Below are 18,322 nucleotides of genomic sequence, written 5' to 3'. Positions count from 1 at the left end.
ATCTGGCGCACCAGTTCCGGGGAGCATTCGACGCCCCCGCCGGCCAGGTCCGCGTGGATCCGGCGGTACCCGTAGGTCCCGTCCGATTCCTTGAAGAAATGCTGCACCCGGACCGCCAGCGCCGCCCTGCGGGCCGCGGTGGCCGAGACCGCGCGGGAGCGCCAGTGGTAGAACCCGGAGCGGGAGACCTCCAGCCACCGGCACATCATCAGCACCGCCGGCGCCTTCGGGGCGGCAGCGTAGGAGTCGATGAATTCATACTTCGCCACTACCGTGGCTCCCGTGCGAAGTATGCGGCCGCTTTTTTTAGGAACGCGGCCTCCGCCTTCAGTTCCTGGTTCTCACGTTCCAACTCCTTGAGCCGGGCACGTTCGGACACGGTCAGCTCCGGCTCCGTCCCGGTGTCCCCGTGCGCCTGCTGGTACTTCTTCAGCCAGCTGCGCAGCGTCTCGGCGCCGACACCGTATGCGGTGGCGACGGCCTTGATGGGCTTGGACGAATCGATGACTTCGCGGCACAGTTCATCCTTGAATTCCTGGCTGAACCTGGGTCGTGTTGATGACATTCTGGTCATTCCTCATTCCGGTGGTCCCCATCATTTCATGGGGTCCCGCTGTCCGAAATCTCCACAGCAGCCCACTTTGGGCCTACCGGCGCCCTGGGCGCCACCGAGGCCTACACCTATCCGGGCGCCGGGTCCCCCGGTGCTCACCAGGTACAGAGCATCACGTCCACCCCCGCGACCGGTACGCCCACCACCTCCGCCTTTGGCTGGGATGCGGCGGGCCGGATGATTAATAGGGGAGGCGAAACCCTCACCTATACCCCCGATGGGCTATTGGGCACCACGACGGGGACCAGTACCATCCAGCCCAGCCCGAACCCCAACACCGCCCTCGGCACCGCGCCCGGTCCGGGGACGGGGGTGGCCGGCACGACCGGGACCCGGTATTACGACGCCGCAGGTGATCTTGTCGGCAGCGTTGATGGGTCCGGCACCACCATCATCATCGATGATGTGACCGCCCATGCCACACCCACCGGGACCAAAACCGCCACCGCGGCCTACTCATTTGCGGGCAAGGCCGTCGCACAACGCGTCACTACAGGTACGGCAGGTGGAACAAAGCTGATGTTCATCATCGGCGACACTGTCAACACCGCTCAAACCATCACCCAACCCACCGCGGGGCTCAACCCGATCACGACCATCACCCGCTACACGGACCCCAGCGGGCTGGCCCGTGGACCCACCCAGACCGCTGCCGGTGTCGGTTCCTATGTCAATGCCACGACCGCCAACAATGGTTCCGGCAGCAACGCAGCAAATCCCGCTGGATTCGCGGCGGTCAATGGCTATCTTGGCGGTCTGGCCGACACGGTCAGCACCCTGACCCATCTTGGCGCCCGCGACTACAGCCCCTCCACCGGGGTGTTCACCGCACCCGACCCGATACTCAATGCCGGGGACCAGAAGAACTTTTCCCCGTATGTCTATGCCAACAACGACCCGATCAACAGTTCAGACCCTTCGGGGCTTGCCCCCGTCATGCGCCTGTCTGATGGCACAGCAGCTGGGCCTCGACCCAAAGCAAATCACAGCACCGCCGCATCAAACGCCAAGAAAGATCCCACCGTAACCAAGTTGGCCAGGAACGCGTGGATGAACGGGGGGATAACTCCCGCAAAGATCTATTCAGATCCTCTTCTCAACGCATTGTACGATCCACGAACTGGTGCGGCCCTAAAGAAGATCGTTGAGATAACCGTGCCGGTTCTCGAAGGAATCGCGTTCACGGTATGTGCGATAACAACCGCAGGCACATGCTTAGTAGGTGGCGCCCTCATCGCTGGTGCAGGCGAGATGCTCACGACTGCCTTGGATAAGGACGCCACCCCCGAGGACTTCGTCGCCAATGTGGGCGGAGCAGTCGTGGCTTCACTTATTCCTGGACCAAAGTTTGGGTCAATTCCGGTCTCGGGAACCGTGAACAAGATTGTCCACGAGGTGGCTGAAAGTGCGATCCAGGAGCTCAGTGCCAGGAGGACTGCCGCTGGACCTGGGCCTAAAGACGCTTGGAAGGTGCTCGACAGAGTTTCAAAAATTGAGCACCCATTGCCAGACTACAAAGGGGGAACAGTCTTCCACAACGACGGCCGGAAAAACAGCCAAACACTGCCAAGGTTAGAGCCAAACGGCGAAGGAATCACATATAAGGAATGGGACATCAAGCCTTATGTTAAAGGGGTAAACCGTGGCCTCGAAAGGCTTGTGACAGGAACCGATAAGTCGGCATACTATACAAGTGACCACTACTTAAACTTTGTTAGGCTTCGATGAACATCATCCCCCTCCTCAAGCAAATTCCAGCGGGCTCAGGCGTCATTCTCTTGCACCTCAGTGAGACGAAGGCTGCCGACGCGGCATATAGCTGGATCGAATCTGGACTGACAGTCCGAATGACCAGAGGTCGAAAAATGCGGACCCTCGACGCGCTCTTCGATGAAGTGTCCGCGGCGCTACAGTTTCCATACTATTTCGGCGAAAACTGGGCGGCCTTCAACGAGTGCCTGTCCGAGATGGAGTGGCTCCCGCAGGGGACGGGGTTTGTCCTGCTGATTATGAATGCGGATGAGGTTCTTGCTGACGACCCCGACGAATTTGCACCTTTTATGAGGACGGTTGCCACCGCATTGAAGTCGTATTCTGATCCAATTAACGACGGCGAATGGTGGGACAGACCACCAATACCCTTTCACATTATCCTTCAGGCAGACGCCGCTTTTCGAGAACAAATCATCAATAGTTGGAATGCGGCGGGAACTGAGATATACCAATACCCTTTAGAGTAGTTCCTACTTCAAGAGCAACATTTAGGGCGGCCCAGCCTACAGCCGGGCCGCCCTGCCATTCACGAGGTGATTTGAACGTCACAAATAGTGCGAGATTTTCGAACTGGGATACTTTTAATCCGCAAAGTACAAAAAGAAACTGACGACTGGATGGCAGAGACAAAAGTATATGAAGCATTAAACTGCGGAGAACTGGTTTTTGTATCTACCCGCGCTTCAACACGAAACAAATATGCTTCCGACTTGAGAGTGTATGGGCGCCGCTGCCCGGTGGGCCAAAGTTTGATGATTTGTTCTAAAACAAAGTGAGAGCCTTGGGAGAGAATCGGCTTGCCTAGATCATGGTCCCTCTACAGGAAGGCCCTATGTCCAACGCTTCCTTTTCAGCCCTGACCTGACCATATTTTTGCCGTCTCGGTGAACTTGGCCTCGAAGTCACTGAGCAGTGCTTGTATCCCAATCATGCTGTCCTTGCCGGGTGGTCAGTATCTTGCCCGAGGAAACACGGTCACGCTCAACGAAGAAACCATAGTCGGGGCATCGCCATCGGTGAGGCCGGCCTTGCGGAGGGTGTTTAGGAAGCGGCGGGTGCTCATCGAAGGACTCCTGTTTGGCCGTTGAACTGGTACTGGGCGAAGGTGAACTGCTGCCCGGTAAGGACATGGTTGGTCATCACGGGCTGGTGGATCTGGCCGATGAACTGGTCCATGCCGGCGGCGTTGAGTGCCCCGAGCACGACCTGGTCGGTGCCACCGGTGGGCAGGTTTGCGGGTCCGGAGGTCGCCACGGTCCATTGCTTCGTGGTCCCGTCGGCGGTGACGGTGAGGCGGAGCTGGCGGTTGATCTTGTCGTAGACGGTGGAGATGAACTGCCAGGTGTTGGCTGTCATCACGTCCGAGGCGTTGACGGTGCTGGGTCCGGCCTGGTTCGGCCCGGACCATGCGGTCAAGGCGGCGGATCCGGACCCGGTGATCCGCAACGCACCCCCGGGGGATCCGGCCCCGTTGAGCTGGGCGGCGAGGGTCTTCGTCCCGGCCGCGGTGGGTGTGCTGGGGCAGAACCAGCCGGAAATGCTGAAGCTCTTGGACGTGTCGATGGCCGCGGTCGCGGTGGTCGCGTAGTCGCCGATGTTAGTGAACTGCAGGACGCTGCCGCGTTCGAACACGTCGGCGTCCTCGGCGAGCCCGCCCTGGCAGGTCGTGCCTTGGGGAACCCCGGCCATGGTCTCCACCTCAACGACCTGGGCGCCGCCGTGGGTGGTGACGGGCAGGACGGTGGCGGGCATGGGTTCGGTGTTCCCGACGGTGAACGTGTAGGAGACCGGGAGGCTGTGGACCTGTTCATTGATGTTCCCGGCCGCGTCGAAGGACCACGCCGTCAGGGTCGTCGTGGCGTCCACGGCGGCCACCTGAACCGTCGCATTGCGCCCGCCCTCGGGACAGACGACCACGAACTCCCGCACCCGGGTCTCACAGCTGAGCGAGGCCGGAAAAGTGCTTGACCCGCCACCGGTCACGGAGTAGATGAAGCCTGGGCTGCTTAGGAGTTTTCGGACAGCGGATTAGTGGTTTTTCTACGCTGCCGTGGCCGGCTGCTGGTAACTATAGTGGACCTCATTCGGGCGTCGGTAACCGAGGGCCGAATGGCGTCTGCGGCTGTTGTAGAACCCCTCGATGTAGCGGATGACGTCCCTGCGTGCCCGGTCCTTCGTGGCGTACGTCGTGCGGTACACGCGTTCGTTTTTCAGGGCCGAGAAGAAGGTCTCGGCCTGGCTGTTGTCCCAGCAGACACCGGTCCTCCCCATGGACGACCGCATCCCCAGCCCGGTGACCACCGCACGGAAGGACGCCGAGGTGTACACGCTTCCGCGGTCCGAATGCCAAATCGCGTCCGGCTCGATCCTGGTCGTCGCGGCGGCATTGGACAGGGCCCGTTCCACGAGTTCGGAGCGCATGTGGTCCTCGATCGCCCAGCCGGCGACCTTCTTCGAATAGCAGTCGATGACCGTGGCCAGGTAGATGAACCCCTGCCACGTGTGGATGTACGTGATGTCGCCGACGAACTTGATGCCCGGGCGGTCCGCGGTGAAGTCCCGCCTCACCAGGTCCGGCATCGCCGCGGCCGCGTCGGCATCCGCGACGGTGGTGGTTCTGAAGGGCCGTGGCTGGCACGGCACCAGCCCCTCCTGGCGCATGATCTGGCGCACCAGTTCCGGGGAGCATTCGACGCCCCCGCCGGCCAGGTCCGCGTGGATCCGGCGGTACCCGTAGGTCCCGTCCGATTCCTTGAAGAAATGCTGCACCCGGACCGCCAGCGCCGCCCTGCGGGCCGCGGTGGCCGAGACCGCGCGGGAGCGCCAGTGGTAGAACCCGGAGCGGGAGACCTCCAGCCACCGGCACATCATCAGCACCGCCGGCGCCTTCGGGGCGGCAGCGTAGGAGTCGATGAATTCATACTTCGCCACTACCGTGGCTCCCGTGCGAAGTATGCGGCCGCTTTTTTTAGGAACGCGGCCTCCGCCTTCAGTTCCTGGTTCTCACGTTCCAACTCCTTGAGCCGGGCACGTTCGGACACGGTCAGCTCCGGCTCCGTCCCGGTGTCCCCGTGCGCCTGCTGGTACTTCTTCAGCCAGCTGCGCAGCGTCTCGGCGCCGACACCGTATGCGGTGGCGACGGCCTTGATGGGCTTGGACGAATCGATGACTTCGCGGCACAGTTCATCCTTGAATTCCTGGCTGAACCTGGGTCGTGTTGATGACATTCTGGTCATTCCTCATTCCGGTGGTCCCCATCATTTCATGGGGTCCCGCTGTCCGAAATCTCCACAGCAGCCCAGCCCTTGGCATCGTACTTGCCGGTGTTGGCCAGGGCGAAGTCGTACCCATCCACACCGACCGTCCCGGCAGGGTCTGTGTGGGTTGCGGGGTTGATCGCTGACCCGATGGGGGTGATGGTTGGCGGTTCCGGTGCCTTCGTATCCACCGTGAAGTCGAAGCGCATCAACCCGGAAGCGGCGTTCTGGTTATCAACGCTCTGGCCTTCCAGATAGTAGTTCCCGTCGTCAAGTTTCTCGTCAGGTGTCCAGGTCGCTCGTCCGCTCCACCCCGGAACGGGCCGTGGCACAGCCGTGAAGTCCACCCAATCGTGTGGGGAGGCAGCTTTGCGAATGGTCAGGTACAGGCGAAGGTTGCCGCCTGCGATGCCATCAGGATCAGTGGCCGAGACCTCGAATGTGGGTCGATTGACGCGCGTAACAAACTCGGAGGCCCAGGGCACTCCGGTCCACAAGGCGTTACTGACCGTCCACACCCCAGGCGTTGTTGGTGGGGTGTTGTAGGTGACGATCAAGGAGGCGTCGTTGCCGAACCGCTTCCACCCCAACGGATCACCCTCATTCGCGGCCCGCAACGAGACCGTCCACTGGCCCACGGTGGACATGATGCTTTTTACGGAGTTCAGGTCGAAGCCAACGGTCCCGGCCGCGCAGCCCGGGTACCCCATGGCCACCGTGCGGGAGTCGGCCTTCGCGACCAGCCCGGGCTGGTTGTTCCAGGTGGTTCCGGAATTGATGCCGCCGGTGACCCAGGCATCCACGGGTGTCGGGGTGCAGGAGGAGGCCCAGGATTCCCACACATTCATGCGTGCGTCGAGGATGTTCTTGCCGTAGGGCACCCAGGTGTCGAATTGGTAGAAGGTGCGGGTCGTGTGGTTCATCCCGTCCGTGGACCAGTACGAGGGCAGGTAGCCGACATGCCCGGTGGTGTCGGTGTATTGGCCGTTCCAGTACGGGGTGTTCGGGTAGGCGGTGTCGACGTAGAGGTAGGAGACGCGCACCGTGGACCAGTCCGGGTCGACATAGAGCGGGTAGACCAGCCCCTCGGTGTTGAGGATCTCGTCCATGCCGAAGACCTGGGTCTGCTGGCCGTTTTCCGTGCCCAGGCTGAGGCTGAAGGGGCGGGTCAGCCCGGGCCCGCCGGAGTCCAGGGCGGAGGCCCCGGTCTGGGAGGAGTCCCACCACTGGCCCTCGGCGGTGCGCAGCTCCGGTTCCCCGGAGTCCGTGCCCCGGGCTTCCAGTCCGCCGGCGCCGGTGTCGTGCACGGTCGTGTTTCCGGAGTCCAGGAAGATCCGCATCTGAACCACGCGCGGGTCCTTGGCCGCTTCGGGGGTGGCGATGCGCAGGACCTGGGAGACGCCGTTCTTGTGGGCGATCTGGATCAGGTCGACCCCGGGAAGCACGGAGGGGTAGGTGGCGGTGTTGTCTGCCAGGACGGGGGTGGGGAGGTTCCCGAAGGGCCAGGACTGGTGGAGGGTGTGGCCGGCCTTGTCATCCAGGGTTGCCATCGCCGCGCTGCCGCCGGCGCCCAGGGTCACGTTGACCGGGGCCATGGCGGGTTTGATGACCGCAGCCCCGTCCTGAGTGGTGTGGACGAGGTCGGTGTTGATGTCCTGCCAGCCGGTGGCTGTTTCCATCCGGACGGGTTCGGTGTTGATGGTGCGGGTGAAGGTCCCGTCGGGGTGGGCGACGGTTTCCTCGGTCGGGGTGGTCGCTTCCTCCACGGTGACGTCATGGCCGGTTGCGGCGGCCTTCGCCGCGGCGACGGGCTCGGTCAACGGCCCATCCTGGGTAGGTGCCTGCACGGCGGGGGCAGGGGCCTCCTGCGCCGACACGGCCGGGAGGGGGCCGGCCAGGAAGCCGAGGGCGACGGCCAGGGTGAGGGTTGAACGCCAAAATACTGTACTGCCGGCCACAGGCTGGGCCCCGATCCGTGAGAACACAACGAAATGGGGGCAACAAGGAGTCGCAGACCGGTCCCCCCAAGCCACCGCCCCGCACGATGGAGACTAACCGCTTCTGAAGCATTCGAACAAACGTTGCACGCCCGGTCGGCGTATGTGACGAATGACGAAAGGAAGCACCAGGAGGACCGTTACGGAATATCCCATAAGACGGTCCCCCACCGCGACGTCTTCAGGCCACTCCCCCACCCCGAAAAATCCCTTATGGATGCTGGGTTCCTCGATTCGCGTATACCCCGCCCGCAAAACTGTCCCGCTTAGGTGTCTCAATCGCTACAGTTGGACCCATGGCTTCGCACATCATCGGGTACGCCCGGGTATCGACCAACGAGCAGGACCTGACGGCGCAACGGAACGGCCTCGTTGCCCTCGGTGTGCCCGAGGGTAGGATCTATGTCGACCACGGGCTGACCGGAAGAAACAGGGATCGGCCAGGACTGGGCCAAGCCCTCGCCGCCGTCCGTGCCGGCGATACTCTCGTGGTCACGAAACTGGACCGGCTCGCCCGATCGCTTCCAGACGCACGGGACATCATCGAAGACCTCACCAAACGCGAAGTGAAGCTCAGCATCGGCGGATCCATCCATGACCCCACCGACCCCGTGGGCCGGCTGCTTTTCAACGTCCTGGCCATGGTCGCGGAATTCGAATCCGACCTCATCCGTGCCCGGACCCGCGAAGGCATGCAGGTTGCCAAAGCCAAAGGTCGGCTCCGCGGCAAGCAACCCAAGCTCAGCAAGACCCAGGAAGCCCACCTCGTCTCCCTCTATAAGGGAGGGGAACACACCACCACTGAGATCGCCGAACTGTTCAAGGTCGCACGAAGCACTGTGTACCGCATCGTCCAACGAACAACCGTCGAGAGTGGAGACGCGGGAAAATGAGTCCCCGTCGCCGTGCCAAGCCTCTAACCGCCTCCCCTGATATGGAACGACTGATAGTTGCCGCGAAGGAGTACGCCAAGACGCGAGAAACCTCGTGGGCCACCGCAGACGACGATTTGGATATTCCAGAGATACAAGCTCTCGTCGCCAAGGCACGAAATAATGAAAAGTCTGCGCCAAGGAAACATCATGTTGTTCCCGCTTCGTATCTGCGGAGATGGACAGAAAACAAGCAGCTCCGCGTCACAAATGTTGATGAACAGCGGTCGTGGACGACAGCTGCCGAAAGGGCTGCGCGGGTCACCGACTTCTACAGCATGGCCTCAGAAGACCTCGATCCCGCAGTCTTCCCTCCTCTCTATGCCGAAACCCAGCTCTCGGAGGTCGAGGCCTCCGGCAAAAAAGCTATCGACGAGTTGCTACGCCACGGTTTGTCAGACGCGGATCCAACAACCAAGGACAATCTGGCGACCTTTCTGGGATTTCAACATGTACGGGGAGCAGGCCCACGGGAACGGAGTCAGGCGATTGCTAATGAGTCTTTCCTCCTGCAGTACGGTGAAATGAGCGACGAGAAGCTTGGCGCATTGATCGGCAAAGGAGGTCTGCCTGCTACCAAGGAACGCCTTGTCGAGGTGAAGGAGTACATCGCTAGCGTTCGTATTGGGTCGGTACAGATCGAGCAGCAAACACCTGAAGCCGTATCCAAATCATTCCTTGCTGCCATGCCGGTAGCCGAAGAGCTCTCTAAACGGCACTGGGTGATCTACAGGACACCGCGCCTACTCATAACCTGCGATGAACCAGTTGTGTCCATCGGAGGACTCAAAACCTCGCGGGCGCTGAAGACGGGCACCGCTGAAGCATGGGTGGTGATTTTCCCCCTCGCTCCAGATGCACTGTTGGCAATGTTCAAACATCCACCCCAGCCCCATTGGCTCGCGGAGCTGTCCACCATTGAAATAGTCGAAATCAATCACGAAGTGCTCGCCAACAGTCACAAGCTGGCCTTCGAGATTCCAAGCCGACGAATGGCGGAGGCACTGTCGGTCCCGCGCGCCTCCGCAGCACTGGAAGTCATTGAGCATCCAATCGAAGGAGACGAATCCCGGTCCTTCATCAGTTTTCACATTCCCTCCAGGTGGAAAGATTCTCCGACTCCTCCTCCCTGGCCAGTTGAACGCTGGTATCGCAACAGCCCCTTCTGAAATGTCGTCAGCCCTCTGACGCTGAAGTCAGTAGACTTCCGTACCCCAGAGCGCCCGTGTCGACAAAATGAAGCCAAAAGTAGTAGTTGAAAGGTCCCCTACTCGGCCGGTCGGTGTCGGTACTCCTGAGTAAAGAGCCGCTGAAGCTACCCAGCGGCATCACGACACTTACGATTACTCCATGGTTTCGCAATCTCATCTCGGCACTTCCGTCCTCTCCAGTGACGTGTTCAAGTACTGGGTTATTGATCGATCCAGGCGTCAGATCAGGATCCTTTGCCAGGACGGCCGAGAGCTCACAGAAGAGATTGCGCTCGATGACCCGATCCTTAGATCCGAGATCGATCTCAGCATTGTCGACTGGGAGAATTGGTGGGTTACGAGCCAGACAAAGCAGGGCCACCTCATCGTCGCTGAGGCATATAGTCCACTGACGGTAGATCCCTTGCACGGCCGCCCATCCGTGTACCTCGACCAAAATCACTGGAGCACGCTGGCTCAGGCGATGTTTGATCCGTCTAGCATCAAAAAGGCAACAGAACGCGCGGCGGCCATGGACTTGATTGTCCTGGCACAGGACGGCGGCATCGTTCTGCCCCTGTCCTCGGCAAACGTTCGAGAAACCGCCAACCTCTATGGTGCCCAACGGTACAAAGTTGGAGCTTCCATCGCTTCCCTATCCAAAGGTTGGCAGCTTCGTCACCCCCTTGCCGTGTGGAGGGCTGAGTTTGTTCGCGTTCTGGCTGAACGTCATTCATTGCCCACGCCTACCACTGCCACATTGGCGGTGGTGACTCTAGAGCCACATGCTCTTCTTGACGATGATGTGCAGGCATACGCTATGGCTCCGGATGACATTCAACTCTTCAGTCTTGCAATGTCGACCCCGGGCGTGATTCTTGAATTGCTGGTCCACCCGGAAAAATCGGAACGATCCGATCCCCACTCATGGGTAACCTCGAACGAGAAATTCGCTGCTCAGCTAGCAGCCAGCCCCAACACGAAGCATGAAAAGGAGCAGGCCGCATACGCTCGAGCATGGGCGGAAAACCGGAGCCTTGTCGAGGCAGCGCTCACGGAGCTGGGCATGGGACCGAAAGGCATTTGCCAAATCACGGACAAGGAGATTCCACAGCTCTTCGGGCGAATGCCCGCCCTCGGATACTTCACCAGGCTAATGGTGATGCGCCAGGTCAACGCATCACATAAGTGGCGGCCAAATGACCTCACCGACCTGATATTTCTTTCCTGTGCAGCTGGCTACACGGACTATTTGGCCGCTGAAAAACATACAGGGACGCAACTGAAGCAGATGTTGCCAAACGGCGCAAGTGTCCACACCACGTTGGAATCCTTAGTCCAGAAAATACGAGAGGACGGCGTTAGGACCGCGGGCGAAAAGGAAGCGTCTGCTTAGTGCTTTGCTATGCAAAAGAACGATTTCAATATTCGACCTACCCGCCGAGATGCCGTGCTGGTGGACTCCAGCACCGTTAGAAATCCTTCGGATACCAAGGGCCGCCCACGATGACACCCTTCAAAGTAGGGCTTACCTAGAGTAATGCCGATAGCGCATAGGCCGTAGGATCCTGCGAGTTCATCACCGGTGTCTATTCATCATAGAATCAGACATGGCCTCAAGTGATATCTCTGACAGCTGGACCCCACGCCGGATTTGGCTAGTATTTTCAATTGCCCTTGCCGGGATTGCAGCAGCCGTCTGGTCGTGGCTCCTCCAGACCGACGCCCCGTGGTTGAGCACGATGCTGGCCAACATTTCCGTAGTCGTGATCCTTCTGGTACCTGGGGAATTCCTTCTCAGTCGAATTCGGTATGACGTAAAGCGGATTAGCGACGTGGCTACCGGCGCGCAGGAAACGGCCGCGTTGGCGAAGGAGACCGCAGAGAAAACGGAACGATCCCTTGAGGATGTTCGCGTGACGCTCCTCAACCGCCAGCAGTCCGAACTCGATGCCGAACTTGATGTCTACCGAAATATGGTGGCGGATCCTTCGCGAGAGTCACTGATTGAGGCAATTCGGCACGCAGCCGAACTCGATCTGATCGTTCCCGAAGGCGTGCGTTCCCCGGTATGGGAGACCGATCTGCACTATCGCTTTGTTCTCGACCCGTCTTATACGAAGATCGAGGTCCGGCTCGAGCAAGACAACGGGGAAGTCATTTCAAGCCACCCTTGGTCCGAGGACACCCCCGCGGACGATTTCTACCAAGAGCTTGTGGAAGCGGTCAGGGCGGCAGGCCATGATCTGGGCACGCTGCTTAATGATCCGACTCAATCGGTTGAAGAACTATCCAACATGCTTGTGGACGTAACCAGACTCCGTTCCCAAGAACTCGCCGGCCACAGAAAAACGCACTGCCAGATTATCGAGCGTCACCATGGCTGGTACTTCACAAAGGACAACGTCGTTGGAGGGCCCCACAACGACTACGTCATCAAGGTGACGCGATTGAACGAGTTGGATTGGGAAGAGCATCTGAGTAACAAGGGCTGGTACGAAGGGCCATCGGTCATCACCTTCGCTCGTTCGTTGTACGGCCTCGCCCCACGTACGATTACAGCGGCAGAGAAGAAATAGGCGCGTCGGACCCGAGAACCCATCCAACGATCTCGCGTTACCTTATTGCGGAGATGTTCCGATCCGAGGCTCGTTACTTGACGGCCAAAGAAGGGTGACGCGGGTAGCTAAGCGTCCACCACATCGCTGTTGAGGCTACTTGCCGCTCCCAAGGGACGTAGTCCGAGGGTCAGCTACGAGATTGACTCTCTCCGTCGCTTTCCGCATGCTCTCCGAAAGCTTCCCCTCTCCCCTGTTTCAACTTCAGCTTGCCGGCGGTAATCGCCCGATGGATCTGGTCGGAGCTTCTGTACTTGGAGGGGTCAAAATCACCCTCCACCAGATCTCTCATGAACTCAAACTTTGTGCGATACCAGAGAGTGAGGACCTGCTCAAGACCAAACGCTGGGAGCGCGATTTCGTCCGAAGACGGACTAGGGAAATTGCTGGGGTCTCCCCCGAGTGATTGAAGAATTCCTCCCAGGCGTCTCATGTCCTGAGCGGAAGCACGAAGTCGTCGAACCGCACGCTCTGCTTCCTTCAACTTCTCGGACGAAACATCCGCGACTCTCGATAGAAAATCATCGAGTGAGGCTCCCGAATCGCTGTCTGAAAGTTCCATGACTCCGTCCATGAAACCGCGATGTTCCTTGAGGCTTGGTTCCCATCCAAACGCCCCGGTCCTTACATCTAGGGCAAATTCCTTGACCAACTCCGCGTGATGTTCGGTCGCGGTTCGTAGTTGACGTCCCACTGCCAAGAGTCTGATTACGTCCCATCCACTGTCCCCATAGGTGGCTTCCAAAATGATGCCCGTCATGGGCATGACTGCAGGTCCGTGCGCTGCCAATTCCTCTTCCATGACCATTCGATCCGGGCTCCACTGGCTGGGACCATCCAAACCAGCGAACCAGTCAATGATGTCTATCGCCCGCGGCCGAATGACCTCGTCTTCAGTGTTAGGGGCCGGGACCGGCGCCATCGGACGTGTGGTATCGAAAACGATAGCCACGGGAGGGACGCGCAGAGCCCTGGAGATGGCCATGAGTTCGCTGACGGTAATGTCGTCGCGGCGACCGTTCTCAATATTGGCAATGACCGAACGTGACATGCCGGTGTCTTGGGCAAGTTCGTTAGCCGAAAGGCCTTCACGTTTCCGGAAGGCTGCAATCCGGCGCCCCATTCCTTCCATTTTTTGTGTCATAGAAACACAATATATCTAACTTTGGCTTGTTTTACACACAAGTGGTAATCTTTAGAAGAAAATAATCGTCTCGCGGCAAGGATTGAACCCAACACCGCATTGCGCATGAAGTAGAGGGCATGAAGGACGAAGCAGCCGTTCCCACAGCCATCGGCGCGTGGGCCGACGAGAGCATGCGGTTCAGCAACGTGGCGGAGCCGATGTACCTACTGGGTGCAGCTCTGGCTAATCAGGAAGTAGCAGCAGAGGCCCGTGCCGCCATGCGCTCCATTCACACGTTCGGCCCTAAACTGCATTGGCGGGACCTGAATCCCAAAGCCAAGCTGCAGTCTGTCGACACCATAGCTTCTCTGAAACTTGATCACATCGTGGTTGTAGCCACTCCTCTGGATCCAAAACGGCAGGAACGCGCCCGAGCGAAATGCATCGAACGTCTTTGTTGGGAAGTCCAGGACCTAGGAGGATCCCACGTCGTCCTCGAAGCCCGAACTGAGTCGCTGAACGCCCGTGACCGGAAGCTGATTCCAAAGCTTCGCGGAAAGAACGCGCTGCCAGTGAATCTGCGCGTAGATTGGTTACTCGGCTCAAAAGATCCCATGCTATGGGTCGCCGACCAGGTGCTTGGCGCTTACGGCGACGCTGCAACCGGTGATGACCGCTACCTTTCAGCAATCAAGCAAGATATCTTGATTGCCCACGTCAGGCTCTGAGAAGCGCGAAAGCCAGGTCCCGTGAAAAACGCGCGGGGGTCCTGGCTTCACTTCTTCCACCCCGCAGGATGGAAGCTCACTACCAAGGATAGTGGCAGAGAAGCTCAACAGCAATTCCTTGAGGCAAGTGATGACCGGGTGATCACCTTCAAGAGTGAACACCGACAAGGATGAGATCTCGGGAATGCTGAGGTTCCCCATAAACCCGCTGCTCCGGGTCCTCTCGGAACAGTCCGACGGTACATGCTCACCGAACGGCGAGACACCTCCGGTCTACGGTTGAATGCGCTGGCGTCCGCCGTCGCCGGACAATAGCCGCAGGCCCCCTTAACAAAGGAGGACGAGTGTCCGCGTGGCTTCATAGATCCTCACGGCAATGTGTCAGGAAATCCCACATCGGGCTCTAGTCGGTCGCGAGGGGGACATCAGCCTGACGTCCATTTAGACTCCAGACTGACAGATGTGACTGTTAACCCGGAATGGCGGTTAAGTCGCAGCTTGAAATGGCGGTTTTGCAGTTCCGCTTGCGGATCGCCATGCGGTGCATGGCGATCCATCGATAGCTGGCGATAGCGTCGGTCTCATGGACGAGCATTCGTGCGATCACCGCAAGATTGCCGCCGCCGATTCCCACCGTGCAACGGAGGAGCCGAGTGGCGTCAGCCTTCCACCAGCTGAGGCCAGTTGGTCGCGAAGTACGTCACGAACGACTCCGCCAGTTTCTCCGAGCGGAGGTGGTCCCGTGTCACGGGGAAGGACGGCGCGCGATAACCGGGGCCGGCAATTGCCCGACGGGAGAAGGCGTGGTCGGCGATAGCGGCCTTGCCGATGTAGGCGAGGTCAGCCCCCTGGTCGAGTACCCGCTGCACTGCGGCGGCGCTTGCTATGTGCCCAGCGACACCGAGGACTGTTCCGTGGCGTGGCAGGTCGAGGAAGTGCTCGACGAGTGTTCGGCCCCCTTCGGGGGCGTTGGCGGGAAGCTTCGCGACGTCCCACAACGACAGGTCGAGGATGTCGATGTCCCCGCTGGCGAGGAGCTCGCCGACGAGCTGGACCATGTCCGCCAAGACCAAGCCGTAGCGTTCGACGGACAGTCGGAGCCCGACGTGAAAGTCCGGGCCGGTGCGTTCCCGGATCGCATGCAGGACCTCTTTCACGAAGCGGCCTCGTCCGGCGGGGTCACTTCCGTACCCGTCCTGTCGGAGGTTGTTCGAGGCGTCGAGGAACTGGCCGACCAGGTAGCCGTGGCCTCCGTGCACTTCGATGCCGTCGATGCCGGCTTTCTCGGCGCGTGCGGCGGCCGCGGCGAAGTCCTCGACCGCTCGCTGCACCTCACCGGTTGTCATGCCTCGCACTCCGGTCTGCGCATCATCCCACGGACCCACGACCTCCTGGCGGGACAGCGTCCTCTCCGCACGCACGCCTCCATGATGTAGCTGCACCGAGGACCGTGCACCAGCGGCGGAGACGGCGGCGGCAAGGCGCTCCAGCCCGGGCAGGTGCTCGTCGGAGGAGATGCCGAGCTGGCCGGGCCAGACCTGTCCGGCCGGGTGCACATAGGCGGCCGCGGTCTGCAAAAGGCCGAAACCTCCTTCGGCGCGGGCGACCAGCCAGGCGAGCTCGTCATCTGACAGGGTCCCGTTCGGATTGCTCTGCTGATTGGTCATCGGCGCGAGGACCAGGCGATTGGGCAGAGGGTGCCCATGGCGCAGATCCAGCGGGTCGGACAGATTCGTCATGCGGCTCCTGTGGGATACGGATTTACCTGGTCGGCGGGAGTGACTTCCAGTTCGAGGTCGTCCGGGAGGTCTCGGAAGACGGCCAGGTCCGAGGTGATCTCGCCCGTGAGCGTGAGCGTGGGAACGGAACTGGTCTCCTCGTAGAGGATGATGATACCGATACGGTCCATCGAACAGCATCCACCCTCCGGGAACGATCGGCGCCTAGCATCAGACCGGATGGTGCAACCGCACCATCCGGACGCCCGGGGACCCGCGCCGAAGTCGAACTCTCCTTCAATGGGTTTGCCCCTGCCAACCCTGGATGGCCGGTGTTGCCTGGCGGTCCCGTCGGGCATTTCGGATCTGCGCGATCGGATCACACGTGGGTTCGATCCGCGGTCGTCGACAGCGGAGCGCCCGCAGCAAATGCCAGCCCTGCGAAACGTTCCCCCATCAGGTGGTGCGTTGCCGCGTCCGGATGCAATGCGTCAGGGAGCGGGAGTTCGATCCAGTCCTGCTCTCCGTAGAGTTCGCGGCCGTCCAGGTAGTACAAGTTCGGGTCGTCCAAAGACCGCTGGCGAACGATCCGATTCAACTCATCCCGAATCACGCCAAGGGTGAGCTTTCCGGCGGCACGCTCGGAGGGGTCTCCGGTTGCCCGGAACCGGAGTTCACCGGCCGCGAGGGCCTCGAGATCGAATGCACCTGGACCAGGGGTCTCCTCATGGATCGGGCAGTGGATGGGTGATACGACCAAGAGTGGTGTCTTTGGGTGTCCATCGCGGATGGTGTCGAGGAAGCCGTGGACGGCCGGCCCGAACGCGCGCAAACGCATCAGGTCGAGGTTGACGAGGTTGATGCCGATTTTCAGGCTTATCAGGTCGGCGGGTGTGTCGCGTATGGCGCGTGCAGTGAACTGGTCGAGGAGCGCACTTCCGCCGAAACCCAGGTTGGTCAAATCGGCGCCACCCAAACGCCCGGCGACCGCCGGCCAGATCGCCCCCGGACGTGTGGCATTGGACCCATGGCTGATCGAACTGCCGTGATGCAACCACCTCGGCCGCCCGGACGGTGGCGTGGGTTCCACCGGCGCATTGGTGCGAAGTGAAATGAGTTCCGTTGTCTCGTTGTGTGGCAACCAGAGCTCGATGTCCTTGGTTCCCTCGGGGAGGTCCGCGAATCGGCTCGTGCAGGCGGGGCCGACCACCTGGGTGGCGGCTCCTGTGGCCATGTCGATCGTTACAGTGTTCCCTCCATCGGTAACGGAGCTGCCGAGGACTTGGCCATTCACGACAAGTTCGATCACCCCGTCCGGCCGTGGCGGGACACCGGAGTACGTCGTTCTCGAGCGCACCGTGTCGAGCTCCAGAGCGCTGGCACTCGTGCGGAAGGCGAGCCGCACGCCAGATGGCTGAGACTCCGCCATCAACAACTGCGGGTCATTGGCTTGGACACGTGCCCTCGCCGGGAGGCGGTGGGGCAGGACCCCATGGCCGGTCTGTTCCAGTTCAAGGGCGCCTCTGAAGAAGCTCGCCGGAATGGGGGCTGTGGTGGTCCAATTCTCGATTGTCATTCTCGCTCTTCGATGCGCCTGGCTAGCGCACTTGCCAGTTCTGCAACAGGACGTGGAGCCCGTGGATGATGTGGTCCCAGCTCTCGTTGGATGGGGGTTCGCTGTGGCTGAAACTCCCGCTCAGCTCCAAGCTCACGTAGCCCTGGAAGGTGCTGCCGAGTAGGCGGACAGCGTGGGTCTGGTCCGCATCGCTTAGCTCGTAGTCACGGAGGATTGCCAGCATCAGGCGGGTGTGCCGCGGGCCGGCGCTCCGGGCGGCCGTCGTGGAATCGAGCCGCAGTTGCATCGCGGCGAAACGCCCCGGATGCTCGTGGGCATAATCCCGATAGGAGTTCCCCAGAGCCGCGAGGGCGGCCTCGCGGGACCGGCCGGCCACCGCCTCCGATGCGCGATCCGCGAGCTCGGCGAGGACGACCAGGGCAACGCGGGCCTTGAGGTCCGCGGAGCCCTGTACATGCGAATACAGACTCGCCGGCTTCACATTGAATCGACGCGCCAGCTCGGCGACCGTCACCTGCTCAAAGCCGATTTCGTCGGCAAGTTCGGCCCCTGCCTGTGCCAGGCGGTCAGCTGTCAGGCCTGCTCGTGCCACGATCGGCTCCTTCGTTCCCACGTCCAAACCTAATGATAGCAGGCAATTGACTATGATTATTAGGCAGGCATCGCAGTGTCGTCCCTCCACACCGGACCCATCAACATGATGAAACCGGTTCGCCCGGGGCATTGGCGGGCCCCGAGACCGCGAAGAACGGGACCTGGGAATGTTGTGGACGAACACATTTGCGGTGAGTGAA

At 60.6% G+C, this 18,322-nt stretch carries 15 protein-coding genes and 1 pseudogene; 7 read left to right on the top strand and 9 right to left on the bottom strand.

The annotated features are described in order from the left end of the window. A pseudogene (locus K254_RS25540) lies at nucleotides 1-565 on the bottom strand (transposase); the annotation flags it as partial. A 225-nt stretch (nucleotides 566-790) separates the two neighbouring features. On the opposite strand from K254_RS25540, the gene K254_RS25535 reads away from it, so the two are divergent. Beyond that, nucleotides 791-2,341 carry an RHS repeat-associated core domain-containing protein gene (locus K254_RS25535; RefSeq protein ID WP_081710303.1) on the top strand — a complete coding sequence of 517 codons (1,551 nt, stop codon included), beginning with the start codon at nucleotides 791-793 and terminating at the stop codon, nucleotides 2,339-2,341. Further along, complete coding sequence (locus K254_RS24605; RefSeq protein WP_051389461.1) at nucleotides 2,338-2,853, top strand: barstar family protein; 516 nt, start codon at nucleotides 2,338-2,340, stop codon at nucleotides 2,851-2,853. Before K254_RS25535 ends, K254_RS24605 begins: the two co-directional genes overlap by 4 nt. 592 nt (nucleotides 2,854-3,445) lie before the next feature. Here K254_RS24605 and K254_RS0120855 read toward each other — a convergent pair. The 3 genes from K254_RS0120855 to K254_RS0120840 form a co-directional block, all read right to left on the bottom strand. Next, a complete protein-coding gene (locus K254_RS0120855; RefSeq protein WP_196811030.1) occupies nucleotides 3,446-4,315 on the bottom strand; it encodes a LamG-like jellyroll fold domain-containing protein in 870 nt (289 codons plus the stop codon). Between the two features lie 111 nt (nucleotides 4,316-4,426). Then, a protein-coding gene (locus K254_RS0120850) for an IS3 family transposase (RefSeq protein ID WP_155848402.1) occupies nucleotides 4,427-5,613 on the bottom strand; the annotation gives its coding sequence in 2 pieces (ribosomal slippage) (nucleotides 4,427-5,358 and nucleotides 5,358-5,613; 1,188 coding nt in all). Between the two features lie 35 nt (nucleotides 5,614-5,648). Continuing rightward, on the bottom strand, nucleotides 5,649-7,601 hold the full coding sequence (locus tag K254_RS0120840) for a hypothetical protein (RefSeq protein WP_231391932.1): 1,953 nt from the start codon (nucleotides 7,599-7,601) through the stop codon (nucleotides 5,649-5,651). A 335-nt stretch (nucleotides 7,602-7,936) separates the two neighbouring features. Between K254_RS0120840 and K254_RS0120835 the strand changes: the two genes are divergently transcribed. The 4 genes from K254_RS0120835 to K254_RS0120820 all read left to right on the top strand — a co-directional run bounded on the left by K254_RS0120835 (nucleotide 7,937) and on the right by K254_RS0120820 (nucleotide 12,341). Next, on the top strand, nucleotides 7,937-8,533 hold the full coding sequence (locus K254_RS0120835; protein WP_026556953.1) for a recombinase family protein: 597 nt from the start codon (nucleotides 7,937-7,939) through the stop codon (nucleotides 8,531-8,533). Between the two features lie 41 nt (nucleotides 8,534-8,574). Continuing rightward, nucleotides 8,575-9,741: a DUF4238 domain-containing protein gene (locus K254_RS25530; RefSeq protein ID WP_196811029.1), complete on the top strand. Its 1,167-nt coding sequence runs from the start codon at nucleotides 8,575-8,577 to the stop codon at nucleotides 9,739-9,741. 181 nt (nucleotides 9,742-9,922) lie between these two features. Continuing rightward, nucleotides 9,923-11,158, top strand: coding sequence for a hypothetical protein (locus K254_RS0120825; protein WP_026556951.1), 1,236 nt, complete (start codon nucleotides 9,923-9,925; stop codon nucleotides 11,156-11,158). A gap of 214 nt (nucleotides 11,159-11,372) precedes the next feature. Beyond that, the gene (locus K254_RS0120820; protein WP_026556950.1) at nucleotides 11,373-12,341 is read left to right on the top strand and encodes a hypothetical protein; all 969 of its coding nucleotides are present in this window, start codon (nucleotides 11,373-11,375) and stop codon (nucleotides 12,339-12,341) included. 169 nt (nucleotides 12,342-12,510) lie between these two features. On the opposite strand, the gene K254_RS25090 is transcribed toward K254_RS0120820, so the two are convergent. After that, the gene (locus K254_RS25090) at nucleotides 12,511-13,524 is read right to left on the bottom strand and encodes a helix-turn-helix domain-containing protein (RefSeq protein ID WP_081710301.1); all 1,014 of its coding nucleotides are present in this window, start codon (nucleotides 13,522-13,524) and stop codon (nucleotides 12,511-12,513) included. Between the two features lie 119 nt (nucleotides 13,525-13,643). On the opposite strand from K254_RS25090, the gene K254_RS0120810 reads away from it, so the two are divergent. After that, entirely contained in the window at nucleotides 13,644-14,234 is a 591-nt protein-coding gene (locus K254_RS0120810; protein ID WP_051389459.1) for a hypothetical protein, read from the top strand. A 659-nt stretch (nucleotides 14,235-14,893) separates the two neighbouring features. On the opposite strand, the gene K254_RS0120805 is transcribed toward K254_RS0120810, so the two are convergent. The 4 genes from K254_RS0120805 to K254_RS0120790 all read right to left on the bottom strand — a co-directional run bounded on the left by K254_RS0120805 (nucleotide 14,894) and on the right by K254_RS0120790 (nucleotide 18,120). Further along, nucleotides 14,894-15,973 carry an NADH:flavin oxidoreductase gene (locus K254_RS0120805; protein ID WP_026556948.1) on the bottom strand — a complete coding sequence of 360 codons (1,080 nt, stop codon included), beginning with the start codon at nucleotides 15,971-15,973 and terminating at the stop codon, nucleotides 14,894-14,896. Further along, the gene (locus tag K254_RS25855) at nucleotides 15,970-16,143 is read right to left on the bottom strand and encodes a hypothetical protein (protein WP_155848644.1); all 174 of its coding nucleotides are present in this window, start codon (nucleotides 16,141-16,143) and stop codon (nucleotides 15,970-15,972) included. The genes K254_RS0120805 and K254_RS25855 overlap by 4 nt, the downstream gene beginning before the upstream one ends. A gap of 188 nt (nucleotides 16,144-16,331) precedes the next feature. Beyond that, the gene (locus tag K254_RS0120795) at nucleotides 16,332-17,528 is read right to left on the bottom strand and encodes an SGNH/GDSL hydrolase family protein (protein ID WP_026556947.1); all 1,197 of its coding nucleotides are present in this window, start codon (nucleotides 17,526-17,528) and stop codon (nucleotides 16,332-16,334) included. 22 nt (nucleotides 17,529-17,550) lie between these two features. Then, entirely contained in the window at nucleotides 17,551-18,120 is a 570-nt protein-coding gene (locus tag K254_RS0120790) for a TetR/AcrR family transcriptional regulator (RefSeq protein WP_026556946.1), read from the bottom strand. Between the last annotated feature and the right edge of the window lie 202 nt (nucleotides 18,121-18,322).

The sequence above is a fragment of the Arthrobacter sp. 35W genome (assembly GCF_000482545.1).
Classification (GTDB): Bacteria; Actinomycetota; Actinomycetes; order Actinomycetales; family Micrococcaceae; genus Specibacter.
This window is presented reverse-complemented; position numbering and strand designations above follow the sequence as displayed.